The sequence below is a fragment of the Sorangium sp. So ce185 genome, from assembly GCF_051526825.1.
GTDB classification, from domain to species: domain Bacteria; phylum Myxococcota_A; class Polyangia; order Polyangiales; family Polyangiaceae; genus Sorangium; species Sorangium cellulosum_D.
In genome coordinates, this window is sequence record NZ_CP150316.1 from 2614740 (window position 1) to 2631804 (window position 17065).

13 protein-coding genes are annotated in these 17065 nt (G+C 72.5%); 11 read left to right on the top strand and 2 right to left on the bottom strand.

Annotation, left to right across the window (positions count from 1 at the left end; all coding sequences use genetic code 11):
• Positions 1-200: 200 nt before the first annotated feature.
• The 4 genes from WMF26_RS09760 to WMF26_RS09775 all read left to right on the top strand — a co-directional run bounded on the left by WMF26_RS09760 (position 201) and on the right by WMF26_RS09775 (position 8281).
• Complete coding sequence (locus WMF26_RS09760) at positions 201-2438, top strand: FecR domain-containing protein (protein WP_438000093.1); 2238 nt, start codon at positions 201-203, stop codon at positions 2436-2438.
• The gene (locus WMF26_RS09765; protein WP_438000094.1) at positions 2435-3997 is read left to right on the top strand and encodes a protein kinase domain-containing protein; all 1563 of its coding nucleotides are present in this window, start codon (positions 2435-2437) and stop codon (positions 3995-3997) included. The genes WMF26_RS09760 and WMF26_RS09765 overlap by 4 nt, the downstream gene beginning before the upstream one ends.
• Positions 3998-5102: 1105 nt before the next feature.
• Positions 5103-6617 carry an RICIN domain-containing protein gene (locus WMF26_RS09770; protein WP_438000095.1) on the top strand — a complete coding sequence of 505 codons (1515 nt, stop codon included), beginning with the start codon at positions 5103-5105 and terminating at the stop codon, positions 6615-6617.
• A 242-nt stretch (positions 6618-6859) separates the two neighbouring features.
• Positions 6860-8281, top strand: coding sequence for an RICIN domain-containing protein (locus WMF26_RS09775; protein ID WP_438000096.1), 1422 nt, complete (start codon positions 6860-6862; stop codon positions 8279-8281).
• Positions 8282-8428: 147 nt separating this feature from the next.
• On the opposite strand, the gene WMF26_RS09780 is transcribed toward WMF26_RS09775, so the two are convergent.
• Positions 8429-9187 (bottom strand): AraC family transcriptional regulator, encoded by a 759-nt coding sequence (locus WMF26_RS09780; protein WP_438000097.1) that lies wholly within the window; start codon positions 9185-9187, stop codon positions 8429-8431.
• A 131-nt stretch (positions 9188-9318) separates the two neighbouring features.
• On the opposite strand from WMF26_RS09780, the gene WMF26_RS09785 reads away from it, so the two are divergent.
• From WMF26_RS09785 to WMF26_RS09810, 6 genes are all read left to right on the top strand, one after another.
• A complete protein-coding gene (locus WMF26_RS09785; protein ID WP_438000098.1) occupies positions 9319-10074 on the top strand; it encodes an SDR family oxidoreductase in 756 nt (251 codons plus the stop codon).
• Positions 10075-10502: 428 nt separating this feature from the next.
• Positions 10503-11579, top strand: coding sequence for a glycosyltransferase family 2 protein (locus tag WMF26_RS09790; protein ID WP_438000099.1), 1077 nt, complete (start codon positions 10503-10505; stop codon positions 11577-11579).
• 114 nt (positions 11580-11693) lie between these two features.
• Positions 11694-12332 (top strand): methylthioribulose 1-phosphate dehydratase, encoded by a 639-nt coding sequence (locus tag WMF26_RS09795; protein WP_061628676.1) that lies wholly within the window; start codon positions 11694-11696, stop codon positions 12330-12332.
• Entirely contained in the window at positions 12329-12871 is a 543-nt protein-coding gene (locus WMF26_RS09800; RefSeq protein WP_438000100.1) for a 1,2-dihydroxy-3-keto-5-methylthiopentene dioxygenase, read from the top strand. Before WMF26_RS09795 ends, WMF26_RS09800 begins: the two co-directional genes overlap by 4 nt.
• Positions 12868-13587 (top strand): acireductone synthase, encoded by a 720-nt coding sequence (mtnC, locus tag WMF26_RS09805; RefSeq protein WP_438000101.1) that lies wholly within the window; start codon positions 12868-12870, stop codon positions 13585-13587. Before WMF26_RS09800 ends, mtnC begins: the two co-directional genes overlap by 4 nt.
• A 490-nt stretch (positions 13588-14077) precedes the next feature.
• Entirely contained in the window at positions 14078-15664 is a 1587-nt protein-coding gene (locus WMF26_RS09810) for a hypothetical protein (protein WP_438000102.1), read from the top strand.
• Between the two features lie 27 nt (positions 15665-15691).
• Here WMF26_RS09810 and WMF26_RS09815 read toward each other — a convergent pair whose 3' ends face one another.
• Entirely contained in the window at positions 15692-16108 is a 417-nt protein-coding gene (locus WMF26_RS09815; protein ID WP_437336901.1) for a winged helix-turn-helix transcriptional regulator, read from the bottom strand.
• 282 nt (positions 16109-16390) lie between these two features.
• Here WMF26_RS09815 and gstA point away from each other — a divergent pair, with 282 nt between their 5' ends.
• The gene (gene gstA, locus WMF26_RS09820) at positions 16391-17011 is read left to right on the top strand and encodes a glutathione transferase GstA (protein ID WP_438000103.1); all 621 of its coding nucleotides are present in this window, start codon (positions 16391-16393) and stop codon (positions 17009-17011) included.
• Positions 17012-17065: the final 54 nt, after the last annotated feature.

The following is a 17065-nucleotide window of genomic DNA, read 5'->3' on the forward strand; positions in this document are numbered from 1 at the left end:
GCGTGGCATCGTCAAGTGGCCAGTCCGTCGCTATCGCGGTGCTCCTCGGCTGTGCCAGCCACGTTGGTTACGTCGGCGCGTCGAGCGCCAAAGAGCCGACGCCGGGATATCCAGAGGCGGTCATCCAATGGGGCGTGCAGCGCGGAGAGACGTGCGACCACATCGCAGAGGTCCTCTACGGCTCGTCCAGGCATGTTGGGTTGATCCAGCGATATAACCGCGTCGCGTGCGGCCCGGGCACGGCGCTCGCGGAGGGCCTCACGCTGGTGCTCCCCGCCGAGGTGACGTCCATCCCCGACGCGAAGATCCGGTCGATGCACCCGGACGTGCGCGCGCGGGCGGCGGGCGGCGCCTGGGCGCCCGCGGCGCCGGGGATGCCCCTCGTCGCGAACTCGAGCGTCAACACGCTCGATGAGGGGCGGGCAGACATCGAGTTTGTGGATCGGACTCGGGTGCTGCTCGCGCCCAATACGCTCGTCGTCATCTACGGTACGGCGAGCCGAACGCGGGTATCGAAGACGCCGCCCGCGGCCGTGGAGCTCGCGGACGGCGAGGTGAAGGCCGCGCTCGCCGCGCTGCGCGGCCAGTCGGTCGAGGTCGCCACGGGCGGGGGCGGCCGGGTGAGCGCGTCGTCGCGGGACACCGTGGTGCAGCGGCGCGGGGAGCGGACGACGGTCGCGGTGTTCGACGGCAAGGCGGGGGTCAGCTCGGGCGGCGTCTCCGTCGTGGTCCCGAAGGACCATGGCACCCGCTTCTCGGACAGGGCGCCGCCCGCGCGCCCGCGGCCGCTGCCGCCGCCGCCCGAGTGGACGACCGCGGACGTCGCGCCGATCGCGCTCGCCCCGGCGGGGCTCGGCGTCCTGTCGGCGTCGTGGAAGCCGGCGCCCGGGGCGGCCGGCTACCGCGTCGAGGTCGCGCGCGACCCGGAGCTCAACGACCTCGTCGTCCGCGAGGAGGTGAAGCCGGACGTCGTGTCCTTCCGCGCGGAGAAGATGCCGGCCGGCGCCTATTTCCTCCGGGTCCGGGTCATCGATCGGGAAGAGTACCTGGGCGTCGGCGCGGTGCGCCGGTTCCACCTCGTCGCCGCGCGCGTCTCCGGCGGCGTCGCCCCGGCGGCGCGGGAGATCACCGCGAACCCGTACGGGATCGTCGAGCTCACGCCGTCGCCCGCGCTCGAGCTCTCGCTCGACGACGGGCCGTTCGGCCCCGTCCCCGAGCGCATCGACCTCCTCCAGCGCGCCCCGCGCGAGCTGCGGCTGCGCGAGCGGGGCAGCGCCGCGGCGGAGCGTCGGCCCGACGCGGTGACGTCGCTCCCGGTCCGGTACACGGCGGTGGGCGCGTCGATCCAGGCGGCGCGCGTGGCGACGGCGGGCGGGCCGGCGCTCGAGGCCCGGGTGGCGCTCGACGGGGTCGCGGGGGTCGACGTCGCGCGGCGGGTGGCGCCGCGGATCGTCGCCCACCTGCCGGGCGGGGCGCGCTCCGCCGCGCTGACCGGCGGCGAGCGGGGCGGCGCGCTGACCGCGCGGATCCCGCTGCCCCCGGAGGCGACGCGCCCCGGCGCGCCGTTGCGCGTCCGGCTCGACGTCGCGGACGGCCGCGGCGGCGTGCTCGGCACGAGCGACGTCGAGCTGCCGGCCGAGCCGGGGCCGGCGCGCGCTGCGGTCCCGGCGCCGCCGGCCGCGCCCGTGCTGGGCGCGTACCTCCCGCTCCTGCCGGTGACCGCGGCGGCGGACGCGCTCTGGCTCGGGCCCACGCCGCCCGCCGTGGTGGCCGTGGGCGCGGCCGCGGTGCGCGCCGGGGGCGGCTGGGTCGCGGCGGGGCAGGTGCGCGCGAGCGGCGCCATCGGGCCGCTGGGGTTCGACGCCGCGCTGCGCTCGAACCCCGCCGGCGGCGGCGAGGGGGTGGGCAGCGCCGGCTGGCTCGGCGCGCGCTTCCGGGCCGTGCGCCTCGACCGCTCGGCGCTCGAGCTCGGCCCCACGCTCCGACTGGGCGTGCCCCTGGCCGACGGGGGCCCGCCGGTCCGCATCGAGCCCGGGGTCGCGCTCGGCGGCGCGGCGGGCCGGCTCACGTGGGTGGTCGACGCGGGCCTCCGCATCCGCGCGGGGGGCGGCGGGGAGGGCGCGGCGGGCGGCGAGGGCGGCGCGGCGGGCGGCGAGGAGGGCGGCGGCGCGCCGACCGCGCCGCCGTCGCAGGGCTTCCTGCTGGCGGGCGCGGCGGCCGACGCTGCGCCGTGGCTCCGGCTGCACGGCGCGCTGGATCTGCACCTCGTCCACCGGGACGATGGGGCGAACGACGTGCTCGGCGGGCTGTCGGCGGGCGCGGAGGCGGGCGGCGCGCTGTTCGGGGCGCTGTCGGTGCGGGTGAGCCCGTGGCGCGAGGCGGGCGAGGGCCCGGTCACGGCGCAGATCGCGGTGGGCTTCCGCGAGGCGCCGCCGTGAGCGGCGGCGACGGCGCGCGCCGGCCGCCGGACGGGGACGGGCGCCGGCCGCCGGACGGGGACGGGCGCCGGCCGCCGGACGGGGACCTCGGCCGCACCGTGCTGAAGGGCGCGCGCGCGCCGGGCACCCAGCTCGTGCCCGACCCGCACCAGCGCACCGGCCGCATGGCCGACGCGGAGACGCTCCCCTCGGACGTGCCGGAGGCCGGCCCGCCGCAGCGGGCCGGCGTCGGGCGGGTCCTCGGCGGCAAGTACAACCTCGTGCGGCTGCTCGGGGCCGGCGGGATGGGGGAGGTCTACGAGGCGGAGCACGTCCTGCTCGGCGTCCCGGTCGCGGTCAAGACGATGCACCCGCACATCGCGCTGCTCCCGGAGAGCCGGCGGCGGTTCTTCCGCGAGGCGCGCGCCGCCTCGCGCCTCGTGCACCGGAACGTGGTCAAGGTGCTCGACCTCGGGGGCGACGAGGACGGCGAGGACGGGCAGATCTACCTCGTGATGGAGCTGCTCAAGGGGCAGTCGCTCGCCGCGCGGCTCCGGGCGTCGCGCGCGCTCATGGACCTCGCGGAGGTGGCGGAGATCTTCGGCGACATCCTCGACGGCGTGGGCGCCGCGCACGCGTGCGGCATCGTGCACCGCGATCTCAAGCCCGAGAACGTGCTGCTGGCCGAGCAGGACGGGCAGCGCGTCGCCAAGGTCGTCGACTTCGGCCTGGCGCACCTCGACGACCCGCTCGACGCCGGCCCGACGCTCACCTCGAACGACATGGTCGCCGGCACGCCGGAGTACATGAGCCCCGAGCAGTGCCGCTCGCTCGCCGTGGGCCCGAGCACCGATCTCTACGCGTGCGGCTGTATTCTCACCGTGCTCTTGCAGGGGTCGCCGCCGTTCACCGGTCTTCCGGCGATCGAGCTCATGGCGATGCACATGTTCTCGATCCCGCCGCCGCTGGCTCGACCGCCCGGGGCGCCGCCGGTCCCGCCGCTCCTGGAGCGGCTCCGGCTGGACCTCCTGGCGAAGCTGCCGGAGCGGCGGCCGGAGAGCGCCGCGGCGGCGCGGGCGCGGCTCGACGAGGCGATGTCGCGGGAGGCGGAGGCGCGCCGGCTGCCCGAGCGCAAGGCGGACGTGCCGCTCGGGGAGCGGGGCGAGCGCGCGCCGCCCTGGCCGCTCGGCGAGACGGCGGCGCTCGCGCCCGTGCCGGAGCGCGCCGTCGGGCTGATCCGGCTCGCGCCGGCGGGCCAGGGGCTCAGCGAGGCGTGCGAGATCGGGCTCGACGCGCAGCGGATCCACCTCACCGAGGTGGCCGACGCCGCCGCGCTCGTCGCGTCGGGGCTCGGGGTGGCCGTGATCGACGCGGGCGCGGACGTGGAGGCGGCGTGCGCGCTGCTGGAGGCGCTCGGCCGCGCGGCGCCCGGCGTGCGGGCCGTCGTGTGCGCGGCGGGGCTCTCCTCGGACCGGATGAACGCGCTCGTCGCTGCGGGCGCCGCGGACGTGGTCCGCTACCCGGTCGCGCCGGACGTGCTGTCGCGCAAGATCGCGCGGGTGGTGCGCCGCGGGCGCTAGAGCGCCGATCATGCCGAAATTCGGCAAAGCATCGATTCATGGAGAAGAGGACCGCGAGGGCGCAAGGGGCGCGGGGAGGAGAAGAATAAAATTCCATCTCTGTCCCCTTGCGCCCCTTGCGCCTCTTGCGCCTCTCGCGCCCTTGCGGTCTCTCCTCGTGCAGCATGGTCCCGCAAATGCCTATGCCGAGTGACCGGGGCCCACGCTGAGCGCGGAAGCAGGGGAGAGCTGGATGGCGTGCCGGGCTCAGCAAGCGAGCGCGCTGGCTGGGTGAATTTGTGAATGCTCACAGCAGCGCGTACCTCGATCGCCGAGCGGCGGGCTGGTCGATCGACGTTGACATCCCGCATGTGAACGCTCACACTGCCGAGCGGTCATCATGCTTTTGCTTTGCTCCGGAAGGGCCGTCATGCACATCCAGGAGACGGTCATGAAGTAGCGATCGGTCATGTCGCTCGCGGCTGGGATCGCGGTCCTGGCCAGTGGCGATCCTGGTTGCACCAACGATCCCAGCAGTGGTGGGACCTCGGTGCAGCCGGCAGCGGCGGGAACCCCGGGATCGACCCGGCGTATCCCGTCCAGCAGCAGGCCTCTCCGGGGGGCTGCACCATCAACATCTGGTCGTGTCGTACGGCGACGCCAGCCGTCCATCTCACCACAGCTTTTCGAGCGCGCTCGCATGCCGAGCGCGGCCGGCGCGGCCCGCTGGTCGCAGGCGATCTTCGACCAGATTCGCACGAGATTCGCGCGAGATTCTCGCGAGATTCGCGCGCCTGGCGGTCGCGCCCGTCGAGCACTCGGCCCCATGTCGACGTCGAGTTGCCATCATGACTCCGCATCTGAGCTTATCGCACCTTTATGAGGATCAAGCCCGCTCGCGATGCACAATCGGCTTGACGGGCCTGCCAGCCCGGAACAATAGATACCCTCATCGTGTTGCCTGGCGCACGCGAGATGAACTTATCCACTCTGCGCGGCAATGGCCAGCGCGGCGGCCCGCTCGGGAGCCTTGAGCACGTGGCGATCGATCCCGACCCACGCAAGGGCAGCGCTGAGCAGTGAGAAGATTCCAGTTTCACTTACTTAACAGGACGAGGAGAACGGGATGAGATTCGGAACCAAGCAGAGCTTGCTTGCGGCGGCGGCGGGCGTCCTCGCCGTGTCGTGCGTCGTCGGCCCCGAGGGGGCGTACGACGCCGAGATCGAGGAGCAAGGCTCGCTCGAGGGCGCCATCACGGTCGATACGAACGCGGTCTACACGATCGTCGGCGTCCAGAGTGGAAAATGCGTGCAGGTGGCTGGGGGCAGCACCGCTGATGCAGCGGCCATGCAGATCGCCAGCTGCAACGGCTCGACGCGGCAACAGTTCCGCATGGAATCGGCGGGCGGCGGCTACTATCGCATCCGCAACGTCAACAGCAACCGGTGCATGGACGTCACGGGCGCCTCCACCGGCGACGGCGCCGCCGTCCAGCAATACTCCTGCTGGACGGGGCAAAACCAGCAGTGGTCGTTCACGGACGTCGCCAGCGGCGTCGTGCGCATCACCGCGCGCCACAGCGGCAAGTCCCTGGACGTCTACGGCCGCGGCACCGCGGACGGCACCGCCGTGATTCAATGGGCGTCGAACGGCGGCACCAATCAGCAATTCCGACTCACGCCCGTGGGCTCGGGAACCAGCAGCACCAGCAGCAGCAGCAGCACCAGCGGCAGCGGCGGCTCCGGCGGCTCCGGCGGCGGCACCGGCGGCACCGGCGGCACCGGCGCAGGGGGCGGCACCGGCGGCGGGGGTGGCACCGGCGGCACGTGCACCGCGTCGCGACCGGCTGGTCGAAACGTGTCGGGGAGCGGCCCTCATCAGGTGATCGTCGAGACGAATGCAGACCCGGGCATCAACCAGGGCACCATCTTCCGTCCGGCGGATCTCAGCGGAGCCACCAAGTATCCGATCTTCGTCTGGGGGCAGGGCGCATGCTCGCGAGACGGGCTCGCGAATCAAGCGGCCATGGCCGAAATCGCCTCGCATGGCTACTTCGTGGTGGCGGACGGGACACCGGGAAACACGCAGCCCAACCGCGACCTCGGGAGCGGAGGCGAGGTGCTGCGCGGCTACGTCGACTGGGTGATCGCCCAGAATGAGAAACCTTGCAGCGCCTACTACCAGAAAATCGAGACCACGAAGGTCGCGGCGAACGGCTTCTCCTGCGGCGGCTTGATGGCGGCGGGGACCGCTGCAGATCCCAGGATGACGACCTGGGGACACACGAGCAGCGGCTCCTTCTCGGCGAATCAGTCGTTCTACAACTCGATCCACACGCCCGTGTTGATCGTCACCGGCACGGCGGATAGCCTGGGCGCGAACCAGAACGGCGCGAGGGACTTCCAGAACATCGCCGCCCTGGGTGATATCCCGGTCATGATGTTCGCCAAGGTCGGCGCGGATCACGGGGGCGACCTGTGGGCCCGGAACGGCGGCGAGTTCACTCAGGTCAACCTGGCGTGGCTCAACTGGTGGCTCAAGGGCGACGAATCGGCCACCGGCAAGGGCATGCTCGTCGGCCCGAACTGCCGCTTCTGCACCGACAGGACCTGGCAGATCTCTTCTGCCAACCTGCCCTAGTGTGGCTCGCGCTCGAACCGCCTTGCTCCGAGGAGCAAGGCGGTTCGACCGACCCTGGCGCGCGCAGAGCGAACCGATCCACCCTGCGCGCGTCTCTACGTTCATCCGCAGCGGCAGTGGCCGACGCGGCGGCCCGCTCGGGAGCCTTGAGCACGCGGCGAGCGACCCCGACCCACGCGAGGGCAGCGTCGAGCAGTGAGAAGATGTCAGTTTCACATCCTTGACAGGACGAGGAGGACAAGATGAGGTTCGGAACCAAGCAGGGCTTGATTGCGGCGGCGACGGGCGTCCTCGCCGTGTCGTGCGTCGTCGGCCCCGACGGGGCGTACGACGCCGAGATCGAGGAGCAAGGCTCGCTCGAGGGCGCCATCACGGTCGATACGAACGCGGTCTACACGATCGTCGGCGTCCAGAGCGGGAAATGCGTGCAGGTGGCTGGAGGCAGCACCGCTGATGGAGCGGCCATCCAGATCGCCAGCTGCAACGGCTCGACGCGGCAACAGTTCCGCATGGAGTCGGCGGGCGGCGGCTACTATCGCATCCGCAACGTCAACAGCAACCGGTGCATGGACGTCACGGGCGCCTCCACCGGCGACGGCGCCGCCGTCCAGCAATACTCCTGCTGGACGGGGCAAAACCAGCAGTGGTCGTTCACGGACGTCGCCAGCGGCGTCGTGCGCATCACCGCGCGCCACAGCGGCAAGTCCCTGGACGTCTACGGCCGCGGCACCGCGGACGGCACCGCCGTGATCCAATGGGCGTCGAACGGCGGCACCAATCAGCAATTCCGGCTCACGCCCGTGGGCTCGGGGACCGGCAGCACCAGCAGCACCAGCAGCACCAGCAGCACCAGCGGCACCGGCGGCTCCGGCGGCAGCGGCGGCAGCGGTGGCTCCGGCGGCGGCGGCGGCTCCGGCGGCGGCGGCAGCACCGGCGGCACGCGCAGCGCCGGCTGCGGCATTCCCACCTCCCTCGCCAGCGGTAACCGCACCATCAACGTCAACGGCACCACGCGCCAGTACGTGCTCGACATTCCGGCGAACTACGACCCGAACAAGGCGTATCGGCTGGTGTTCGGCTGGCACTGGCGCGGCGGATCGGCCAATGACGTCGTGAACAACGGGTACTATGGGCTCAAGGCGCTGGCGAACGGCAGCGCCATCTTCGTCTCTCCGAACGGCATCGACAACGGCTGGGCCAACACGAACGGGCGCGACATCGCCTTTGCCCGCGCCATGGTCGACCACCTCGAAGCCAACCTGTGCGTCGACAAGAGCCGCGTCTTCTCGACCGGGTGGAGCTTCGGGGGGATGATGTCGAACGCGCTCGGCTGTGACATGCCCGACGTCTTCCGAGCCATCGCGCCGATGTCCGGCGCCCTCTACAGCGGCTGCAACCAGTCCAACACCCAGCCCGTCGCCGTCTGGATGTCGCACGGCGTGTCCGACAGCGTCGTCCCCATCTCGGCCGGAAGGGCGGCGCTCGACGTCTTCGTGCGCAAGAACGGCTGCAGCACCGAGACGACCCCCGTGGGCCCCAGCTCGTGCGTGGCCTATCAAGGGTGCCGGGAGGGCTACCCGGTGCACCGCTGCGAGTTTGCCGGTGACCACCAGCAGCCGAGCTTCGCGAGCTCGGCCATCTGGAACTTCTTCTCGCAGTTCTGACCTCGCGCCCCCGAACGATCGCAGAGCGGCGGTCACCCGCACAGGAGACGGGCCCATCTCGGCGTTTTCGGCGCGCAGGCGCACTCCAGTGCGCTGAGCACCGAAAACGCCGAGATGGGCCCGTATCCGAAGCGGGTGCCCGCCGCTCTAGGCGCTGCGCGCGTACTGGCCGGGCGTGGTGCCGACGATGCGCCGGAAGTGCCGGTTGAGCTGGCTCTGGTCGTACAGGCCGACCTTCGGGGCGATGTCGCGCGGCTTCACGCCGGCGGCGAGCATCTCCTTCGCGCGCATGATCCGCAGCCGCGTCAGGTACGCGTACGGAGACATGCCGACCTGCGCGCGAAACGCGCGGCTCAGGTGATACTTGTCGAGGCCGGCGTGCGCGGCGAGGTCGTCGAGCGTCACCGGCTCGGCGAGCCGCTCTCGCAGGAGCTCGATCGCGCGGCGCACCGGTCGCGTGTGCTCGCGCTGCGCGTCACCGAGCGCCGCGAGCGCGGCGATCGCCTCGGCGACCGCGGCCTCGATCTCGAGACGATCGGCGCCGGCGCGCACCGCGTGATGCAGGCGGTGGAACGCCGCGCCCCGCTCGTCATCGGCGGCGAGCTGTGTATGGACGCGGACCTTGCCGATCGCGCCCTCGACCATCTGCGCCGAGATCGTGACGCACTGGCCCGTGCCCGGGCCGTCGCGCGAGACGTCGCGGTGCACGTCGCCGGGCTGCAGGATCTGCAGCGAGCCCGGGCCGCAGCTCCACACCTTCCCGCGGCTCCACCACTCCGAGCGCCCGGCCTCGATGCGACCGATCGCGTACGTTTCCTTCATGCCGGCGTAGAGCTCGTCGGTCGACCAGCGCGTGGCGCGCACGCCGGGCACGGGGACAGGAAGGACGTCGGCACGGGTCGTCACGCCCCCATTCTACGATCGCCGCGCCCCCTCGGCTTGGGCATTCTTGGCCGCCGGCTTGGGCGTTCTTGGCGCCCTCTCGACCGGCCAAGAATCGCCAAGGCAGCGCCCGCGGCGGTCGCTATCCAGGGGACATGAACGACAAACCCGTCGCCCTCGTCACGGGGGCCAACAAAGGTATCGGCCACGCGATCGCGAAGGAGCTCGCGGCGCGCGGCTACACGGTGCTCGTCGGCGCGCGCGACCTCGCGCGCGGCGAGGCCGCGGCGAAGCAGATCGCGGGCGACGCGCGCGCGATCGCCATCGACGTCACGAACGCCGGCTCGATCGCGGCCGCCGCAGCGCGGATCCGCCGCGAGCTCGGCCGGCTCGACGTCCTCGTCAACAACGCTGGCATCGCCAAGGGCAGCGCGCAGAGCGGGGTCACGGTCGAGGAGATCTCCCGGAGCGGGAGGCCGAGCGTGGCCTCGCTCGCCGACGTGCGCGAGGTGTTCGAGACCAACGTGTTCGGCGTGATCGCCGTGACCCAGGCGATGCTGCCGCTCCTCCGAGAGGCGCCTGCCGGGCGGATCGTCAACGTGTCGAGCAGCCTCGGCTCGATGACCGTGATGAGCGATCCCGCCACGCCGTACCGCGGCGTCGGCGGCGTCGCGTACAGCCCGTCGAAGAGCGCGCTCAACGCGGTGACGATCGCGTTCGCGCACGAGCTCGCCGGCACCCCGATCAAGGTCAACGCGGTGTGCCCCGGCTACGTCGCGACCGATCTCAACAACCACAGCGGGACGCGCACCGTCGCCGAAGGCGCGCGCCAGCCGGTGCGGCTCGCGCTGCTCGGCCCCGATGGACCGACTGGCACCTTCTCGGACGAAGCAGGGCCGCTCCCCTGGTGAGGAGACGAGCGCGCGCCAGCGACGCTCCGGTCCACGTCACGCCAGACTTGGCCGGAGCGTCGCTCCGGGACGAGCCGTCACGTCCGTCGGACTACGCACCTGGATCTCCCGCGGCCCAGAGGACGTCGCTCCGCGCGCGTCAGTCCTCCTGTAGCGACGCCAACCGTCCCCGGAGGTAATCGTTCACCGCCTCGTCGGTGGTGAGGCCGACGGCGATGAGGGACCTTCGCGAGCGGGCAGCTCCGCAAGACCTCGCCCGCCGGTGTGCAGCCCGAGCCCAGCGGCCTGCTCACCCGCGTCTTCGGCCCTCCCGCGCCGCACAGGTTGCTCCGGTCGGCCCCGCGGCGCCTCCTGGCCCCGCGCTTGTATCCGCCTCTCGCACAGTCCAGCGTCGGGTCGATTCGACCCGAGAGAGACGGGGGGAGTTCATGGATGGATCGGCGAGCGCGCCCCTCTCGGGCCGCCTCTCGCTGCGCCCGCTCGCCGAGCGGCCGCGGTGCAGCATCGTCATTCCCTGTTACAACGAGGAGCGCTACATCGAGGACGTCCTCCGCTGCGCCCTGAAGCAGCGGTATCCTCCCGAGCTCCTCGAGATCTTCGTGGTCGACGGCGGCTCGAGCGACAGGACACGGGAGATCGTCGGCCGGGTCGCGGCGGAGGAGCCGCGGGTGACGCTGCTCCACAACCCCGCCCGGATCCAGGCCGCGGCGATGAACATCGGCATTGGCCGAGCGCGAGGCGACGTGATCGTCCGGATGGACGCGCACGCCGAGTACGCCGAAGACTACGTGGCCGCGTCGGTCGCCGCGCTCCGGAGGACCGGCGCGCTCAACGCGGGCGGCGCCGCGCGGGCGCGCCACCGGAACCGCTTTCAGCGGGCGCTCTGCGCGGCGCTCTCGAGCCCGCTCGGCGTCGGCGGCTCGGCCTACCGCGACCCCTCGCGCGAGGGCTTCGTCGAGTCGGTCTTCAACGGCGCCTTCCGGCGCGAGGCGTTCGAGATCGCCGGCCTTTACGACCCGGACGCGATCACCAACGAGGACGCCGAGCTCAACCAGCGCATCATCGAGGCCGGCGGCGCCGTCTACCTGTCCCGGGAGATCGTCGCGTACTACTACCCGCGATCGTCCCTGCCGCCGCTCGCGCGGCAGTACTTCGCCTATGGCAAGGGGCGCGCCCGCACCCTGCTCCGCCGCCGGAGGCTCCTGTCGTTCCGGCCGATGCTGCCGTTCTTCCTGGTGACCGCCGCCGCGCTGCTCGCCCTCGCTTCCGCCCTCCTGCCGTCCGTCCGACCCGCGCTCGCGCTCGCGTCGCTCGCGTACGCCGCGCTCGTGATCGCGGAGTCGCTCCGGCTCTCGCGGCGCGCCTCGTCCGGCGATTTCCCCTTGCTCTGCGCCATCTTCCCTGCAATGCACGCGGCGCACGGGCTCGGGTTCTGGGCCGGCCTGCTCCGCGGCGCCCGCGAACGCGCTGGACGGCGCGCGGAGGGCCGCCTGCCGACGTCGTGACGCGCGGGGGCGCGCGGGGGCAGGCGCGCACCGAGCGCGGCTGTCCCGGACTCCGCGGCTCGGGCCGCCGGGGGGCGCGTTGATCGGCCGGGCTCGCTTTGGTATGGTCGCGCGGTGAGCGCGCGCGGGACGTCGTTGACCTCGTTCTCCTCGGTCGCAGCCGAGCTCATCGAGCTGTCCCGCTGGTGCTACGAGCGCGGCTGGACGCCGGCCACGAGCGGCAACTTCTCCGCCCGGCTCGGCGAAGGCACCGTCGCGATCACCGCGTCCGGGCGGCCGAAGGGCGCGCTCGGCCCGTCGGACATCGTGGTCGTCAACGCCGAGGGCCGCCTGGTCGGGCCGTCCGCCAGCCGCCCGTCGGCCGAGACGGCGCTGCACTGCCAGCTCTACCGGCGCTCCGCCGCCATCGGCGCCGTCGCGCACACCCACTCGCGGGCCGCGACGGTGCTCTCGCGCCGGTGCGCGCAGGAGGGATACGTGACCCTCGCGGGCTACGAGGTGGCGAAGGCGCTCTCCGGCGTGACGACGCACGACCGCGCGGTGCTCCTCCCCGTCTTCGTCAACACGCAGGACATCCGGAAGCTGGCCGAGGACGTCGAGGCGTTCATGTCGGCGCACCCGCCGGTGCACGGCTACCTCATCGCCGGCCACGGGCTCTACACCTGGGGCGCGGACATCGCGGACACGATCCGCCACATCGAGGCGCTCGAGTTCATGCTCGACTGCGCGCTGCTGGAAGGGAGCATCTCATGAGCCTGCTGCGGGTGTATCGGGAGAGCGATCCGACGAAGGCCGAGGAATACACGACGCTCGAGGACATCGTCCGCGTCGCCGCCGCGTCGCAGATCCGCTTCGAGCGCTGGTCGGCCGAGCGCCCGCTGCCGCCCTCGGCGTCGCCGGAGCAGGTCCTCGAGGCGTACGCCGGCCCGGTGAAGCAGCTCTCCGAGGCGTGCGGGTTCGTCACGGCGGACGTGATCTCGGTCTCCCCGAGCACGCCGAACCACGCGGAGCTCCGGCGGAAGTTCCTCGACGAGCACATCCACACCGAGGACGAGGCGCGCTTCTTCGTCGAGGGGCGCGGGCTGTTCTGCATCCATCAGGGGGAGCGCGTGCTCTCGTTCCTGGTCGAGAAGGGTGACCTCATCAGCGTTCCTGCCGGGACGCGGCACTGGTTCGACATGGGGCCTGCGCCGTCGTTCACCTGCATCCGGTGGTTCTCCGATCCGAGGGGGTGGGTCGCCGAGCACACCGGGTCGGACATCGCGTCGCGCTTCCCGAGGCTCGCGGCGTGACCACGGCGTCGATCCCCGCGCGCGCGGTGCTTGTCGACATCGAGGGGACCACGACGGACGTGCGCTTCGTCCACGAGACGCTGTTCTCGGTGGCGCGCCGGGACCTGGCCGCGTACGTGTCGGCGCACGCCGGGAGCCCGGAGGTCGAGGCGGCCCGGAGCGCGGTCGCGCGCGAGCGGGGCGCGCCCGCTGAGGCGGTGAGCGACGGCGAGCTCGCGGCGGCGCTGCGCGCGTGGATCGACGAGGATCGCAAGGAGACGTCGCTGAAGGCGCTGCAGGGGAAGATCTGGCGCGGCGCGTACGCGTCGGGCGGGCTCCGGAGCCACGTGTACGCGGACGTGGCGCCGGCGCTGCGGCGATGGCGGGAGCTCGGGGCGACGCTCGCGGTGTTCAGCTCCGGGTCGGTCGAGGCACAGAAGCTCCTGTTCCAGCACACGACATCCGGGGACCTGACAGGGCTCTTCACGGCGTTCTTCGATACGACGACCGGGCCGAAGCGGGAGGCGGGCGCTTACCAGCGGATCGCGGAGGCGCTCGGGGTGCAGCCGGGAGAGGTGCTGTTCCTGTCCGACGTGACGGCGGAGCTCGACGCGGCGGCGGCGGCGGGGATGCGCACGGTGCAGCTGCTGCGGCCGGGGACGGCGCGGGAGCCGGGGAGCCGGCACGCGGCGGCGGAGCGGTTCGACGAGATCGCGGTGGAGCCGGGGCAACGGTGACGGAGGCCCTGCCGGCTGCGGCGGAGCCAGCGGGGGAGGGCGTGGGGCGCGGGCGGGGGGCGGCGGGGCGGTCCCACAAACTCGCGCCTTTTGGTGGCTATGGCCAGGGGGACGGGTGAGGCGATCGGGGGGCGAATCGCTTCGCCGCGGGCCGGCGCTCGGGTTTGTGGGGGCCTGCCCCGCCGCCCCCCGCCCGCGCCCCACGCCCTCCCCCGCTGGCTCGCTCCGTTGGGGGGATGGGGGCGGTCGAGGGGGCGAGGGGGCGAGATGAGCGACGACCTCGCTGTGGCAAGGATTGCCGCTCACCGTGACAAGGATTGCCGCTCACCGTGACAAGGATTGCCGCTTCCGGTGGCTCTCTCCCGCCGCACTGCTTGGCTGAAAAGACATCTCCGCCGGGAGACGCTCCGGCGATCGGCGCGCGTCCAGCCAGGAACGCAGGCCCGCGGATGCCGAGGCGCGGCCCGAGGCATGGTCGCGGCGCTGGTGGGTGCGCTCGCGGCGGAGCTGGGAAGGAGGCGGGCTCGGCGCGGGCACGGGAGTTGTTAGGCGCCCTCTGGGCCCCACGTCGATGCGTCCAGACCCCGCGCAGAAGCGCCTGCGTGCGCAGTCGATTTCGCGTCGTCAGCGAATCGCGCTGACCGGGGCGTGCGCGCTCCTTACGCAGATCGGCGCGGGCGGGTCCGCGCGCGGCGAGGACGGGCCGGGGGCGAGCGCCGTGGCTGGCGAGGAGGCTTCTCCGCACTCGATCGCGATCGCGAAGGACGAGCGCTGGGGAGCGTCGCTGTCGCTGGGCGTCGACGCGCTCGCCGCGGGGACGCGAGGCGATGGCGCGCGGGGCGGGCTGCGGCCGTATATCGACAGCGAGGGGTGGATCGGGTGGACGGCCGCGGAGCCGGACGCGAGGACGCCAGGCCTGGGCCTCTTTTCGCCTTCGATGCTCGACGCGCGCCGCGGCCTGATCGTCCGCGCGGGCGCGGCTGGCCTCGCCGCGGCGCGATCGACGGGCGGCGCTCGGGCGTTCGAGTGGCGCGCGGCGGAGAGCGCGACGCTTCAGCTTACGCCGGTCGTCCTGGAGCAGCGGTTTTCGTACCAGAGGCCTGTGGAGTTTACCGATCGCTTCTGGCGATCGCAGCGCGGCGTGATGTCGGTGGGCGGCCGGTTCGCGCTCCCGGGGATGTTCACGGTGCTGCCGGCGAAGCTGAACCTGATGAGCCTCGCCGTCGAGGCCGACGTGCTGCGCTACGAGGAGGGAACCACGCGGCGCGATCTCGGGGTCGAGATGGTCATCGTCGAGTTCTTCGACCGGAGCCCCGAGCGGCCGGTCCGTGCGGCGATCATCGATTTGAACGTGGCGCAGCAGGACGCGCCGTTCAAGCGGGGGGAGGAGGGGCGTACCAATCTGGCGGCGCTCACGATCGAGCTTGATGTGCTGTCGCTCGCGGGCATTTCGCTGTCGAGACGGCTGTCGCTCGGGGCGCGGGGCGGCATCGGTATCGCTGTGCCGGCGCATCTTTATGACGCCACGCTGCCGGCGGAGGCGCCGTCGTCGGAGGAGGGCGAGAAGGACAGCGTCCCGAGCGTCATGATGCCGACGATCTTCGGGGATCTCGTCTATCGGTCGACGGCGCTGCCTTTCGTACCGAGCTGGAGCTCTCTCGACCGAGTTGTCGCTGGGGAGCGTGGGCCTGGCGCGGCGATCGGCGCTGGAACGTTCTCGCGGCTCGATCCGACAGGGAGCGCGGGCGACGTGGGGGGCCAGATCGCAGCGGAGGGGCGGGTAGCGATCGCGCGTGAGATCTACGCAGGCGGCAGCGGCACGGTCGTGCTGGCGGAGCGGGTTGTGGTGAGCGATCTGGGCGTGCCTGAAGGGGCGCCTCGGGCGGGGGATATGATTTTGATGACGCGCGTCGCGGCGCAGTTGGAATGGGAGCTCACGAGGGGGGTCACGCAGCGCGCGTCTGCGTTCATTGAGCGGAGCGACCGCGATGATCCTGTGGGCCTCGGCGGCGCGCCGTCGGCGAGCTTGCGGCCGAGGTGGGGAGCGACCGTGTCGCTCGCTGCGACGGTGTTCTGAGATCCGCTGCTGCGTCCGTGCCCGCGCTCAGGCAACGTGGCTTCGCGCCGGGGCGGCCGCGCGCCTGCGCGCGCGTGCCCCGGGCCCCGGCACGGCGTGAGGCCCCCCTCGGCCGTTGAGCTTTCCGCCGACCTCGGCGATGGCACGGAGCGCGGGCACAAGCTCGTGGCCGAGCGGGGTGAGCTCGTACTCGACCGAGGGCGGCGAGGTGGGCATGACGCGGCGGCTGACCACGCCCTTGGCCTCGAGCTCGCGCAGGCGCGCGCTCAGCACCCGCGCCGAGATCTGCGGGATGTCGACGCGCAGCTCGCCGAACCGGCGCGGCTGCCCGCTGAGCGACCAGATGACGTTCGGCGCCCAGGCGCCGCGCAAGAGCGCCATGCACAGCGTCAGCGGGCAGAGGGGCGGCGGGGGGACGTGATTTTTTCGAACCGGCAGCGCCATGGGTAACCCCGAAGATACCCCTTTTTCAGGATTCTGGCACCTGGCGAGTATCCAGGAGTAACTTCGCGCGCTAGCTTGCTGGTCTCGACGGCGCCGGCCCGAGCGATCGGGCTGGCGCGCCGCGGCCCTCGCCGAAGCGACGGGCTTCGCCGGGGCGCGCGGGGGCCTTCGCCGGCCCCCGCGTCCGCCCGCCCCTCGCCGCCCCGAACACCCGGGGGCGCGTCGCCGGGGCGGGGCCGTTCGGGGTTCTCACCAACACGCTATCATTCGAAGGATGCCTCCATGAAATTGTATTTCTCTCCCGGTGGCTGCTCTCTGTCTCCGCACATCGTCGCCCGCGAGCTCGGCATCGAGCTGACGCTCGACAAGGTCGACCTCGCGTCCAAGAAGACGTCGTCGGGCCGCGACTTTTGGGCCATCAACCCGAAGGGGTACATCCCCGCGCTCGAGCTCGACGGCGGCGAGGTCTTGACCGAGGGGCCGGCCATCGTCCAGTACCTGGCCGACCAGAAGCCCGAAGCGAAGCTCGTGCCGCCGCCGGGCACGATGGCTCGCTACCGCGTGCTAGAGACGCTCGGGTACATCAACTCTGAGCTGCACAAGACCTACGGACCGCTCTTTTCCCCGAAGACCTCGCCCGAGCAGCGGCAAGAGCGCGAAGAGTACCTGCGCAAGCGCTACGGCGTGATCGAGGCGGCGCTCGCGAAGGGGCCCTACCTGTTCGGCGAGCAGTTCACCGTGGCCGACGCCTACCTGTTCACGGTCACGAACTGGGCGAATTTCGTCAAGATCGACCTGTCGGCCTTCCCCAATCTGCTCGCGTACCAGCGGCGGGTGGCCGCGCGCCCGGCGGTGCAGGGGGCGATGCGGGCCGAGGGGCTTCAGGTCGAGGGCGGCAAGTAAGCGGCGCGCGGCGCGGGCCGCCCCCGGCGGCGGGGCGCGCGCCGCGAGCGCTCA

Bases quoted from the DNA above. Each gene is read 5' to 3' on its own strand.
- WMF26_RS09775 (WP_438000096.1), top strand. From the start codon at position 6,860: ATGAGGTTCGGAACCAAGCAGGGCTTGATTGCGGCGGCGACGGGCGTC.
- WMF26_RS09800 (WP_438000100.1), top strand. From the start codon at position 12,329: ATGAGCCTGCTGCGGGTGTATCGGGAGAGCGATCCGACGAAGGCCGAG.
- WMF26_RS09815 (WP_437336901.1), bottom strand. From the start codon at position 16,108: ATGGCGCTGCCGGTTCGAAAAAATCACGTCCCCCCGCCGCCCCTCTGC.
- WMF26_RS09790 (WP_438000099.1), top strand. From the start codon at position 10,503: ATGGATGGATCGGCGAGCGCGCCCCTCTCGGGCCGCCTCTCGCTGCGC.
- WMF26_RS09770 (WP_438000095.1), top strand. From the start codon at position 5,103: ATGAGATTCGGAACCAAGCAGAGCTTGCTTGCGGCGGCGGCGGGCGTC.
- WMF26_RS09785 (WP_438000098.1), top strand. From the start codon at position 9,319: ATGAACGACAAACCCGTCGCCCTCGTCACGGGGGCCAACAAAGGTATC.
- gstA (WP_438000103.1), top strand. From the start codon at position 16,391: ATGAAATTGTATTTCTCTCCCGGTGGCTGCTCTCTGTCTCCGCACATC.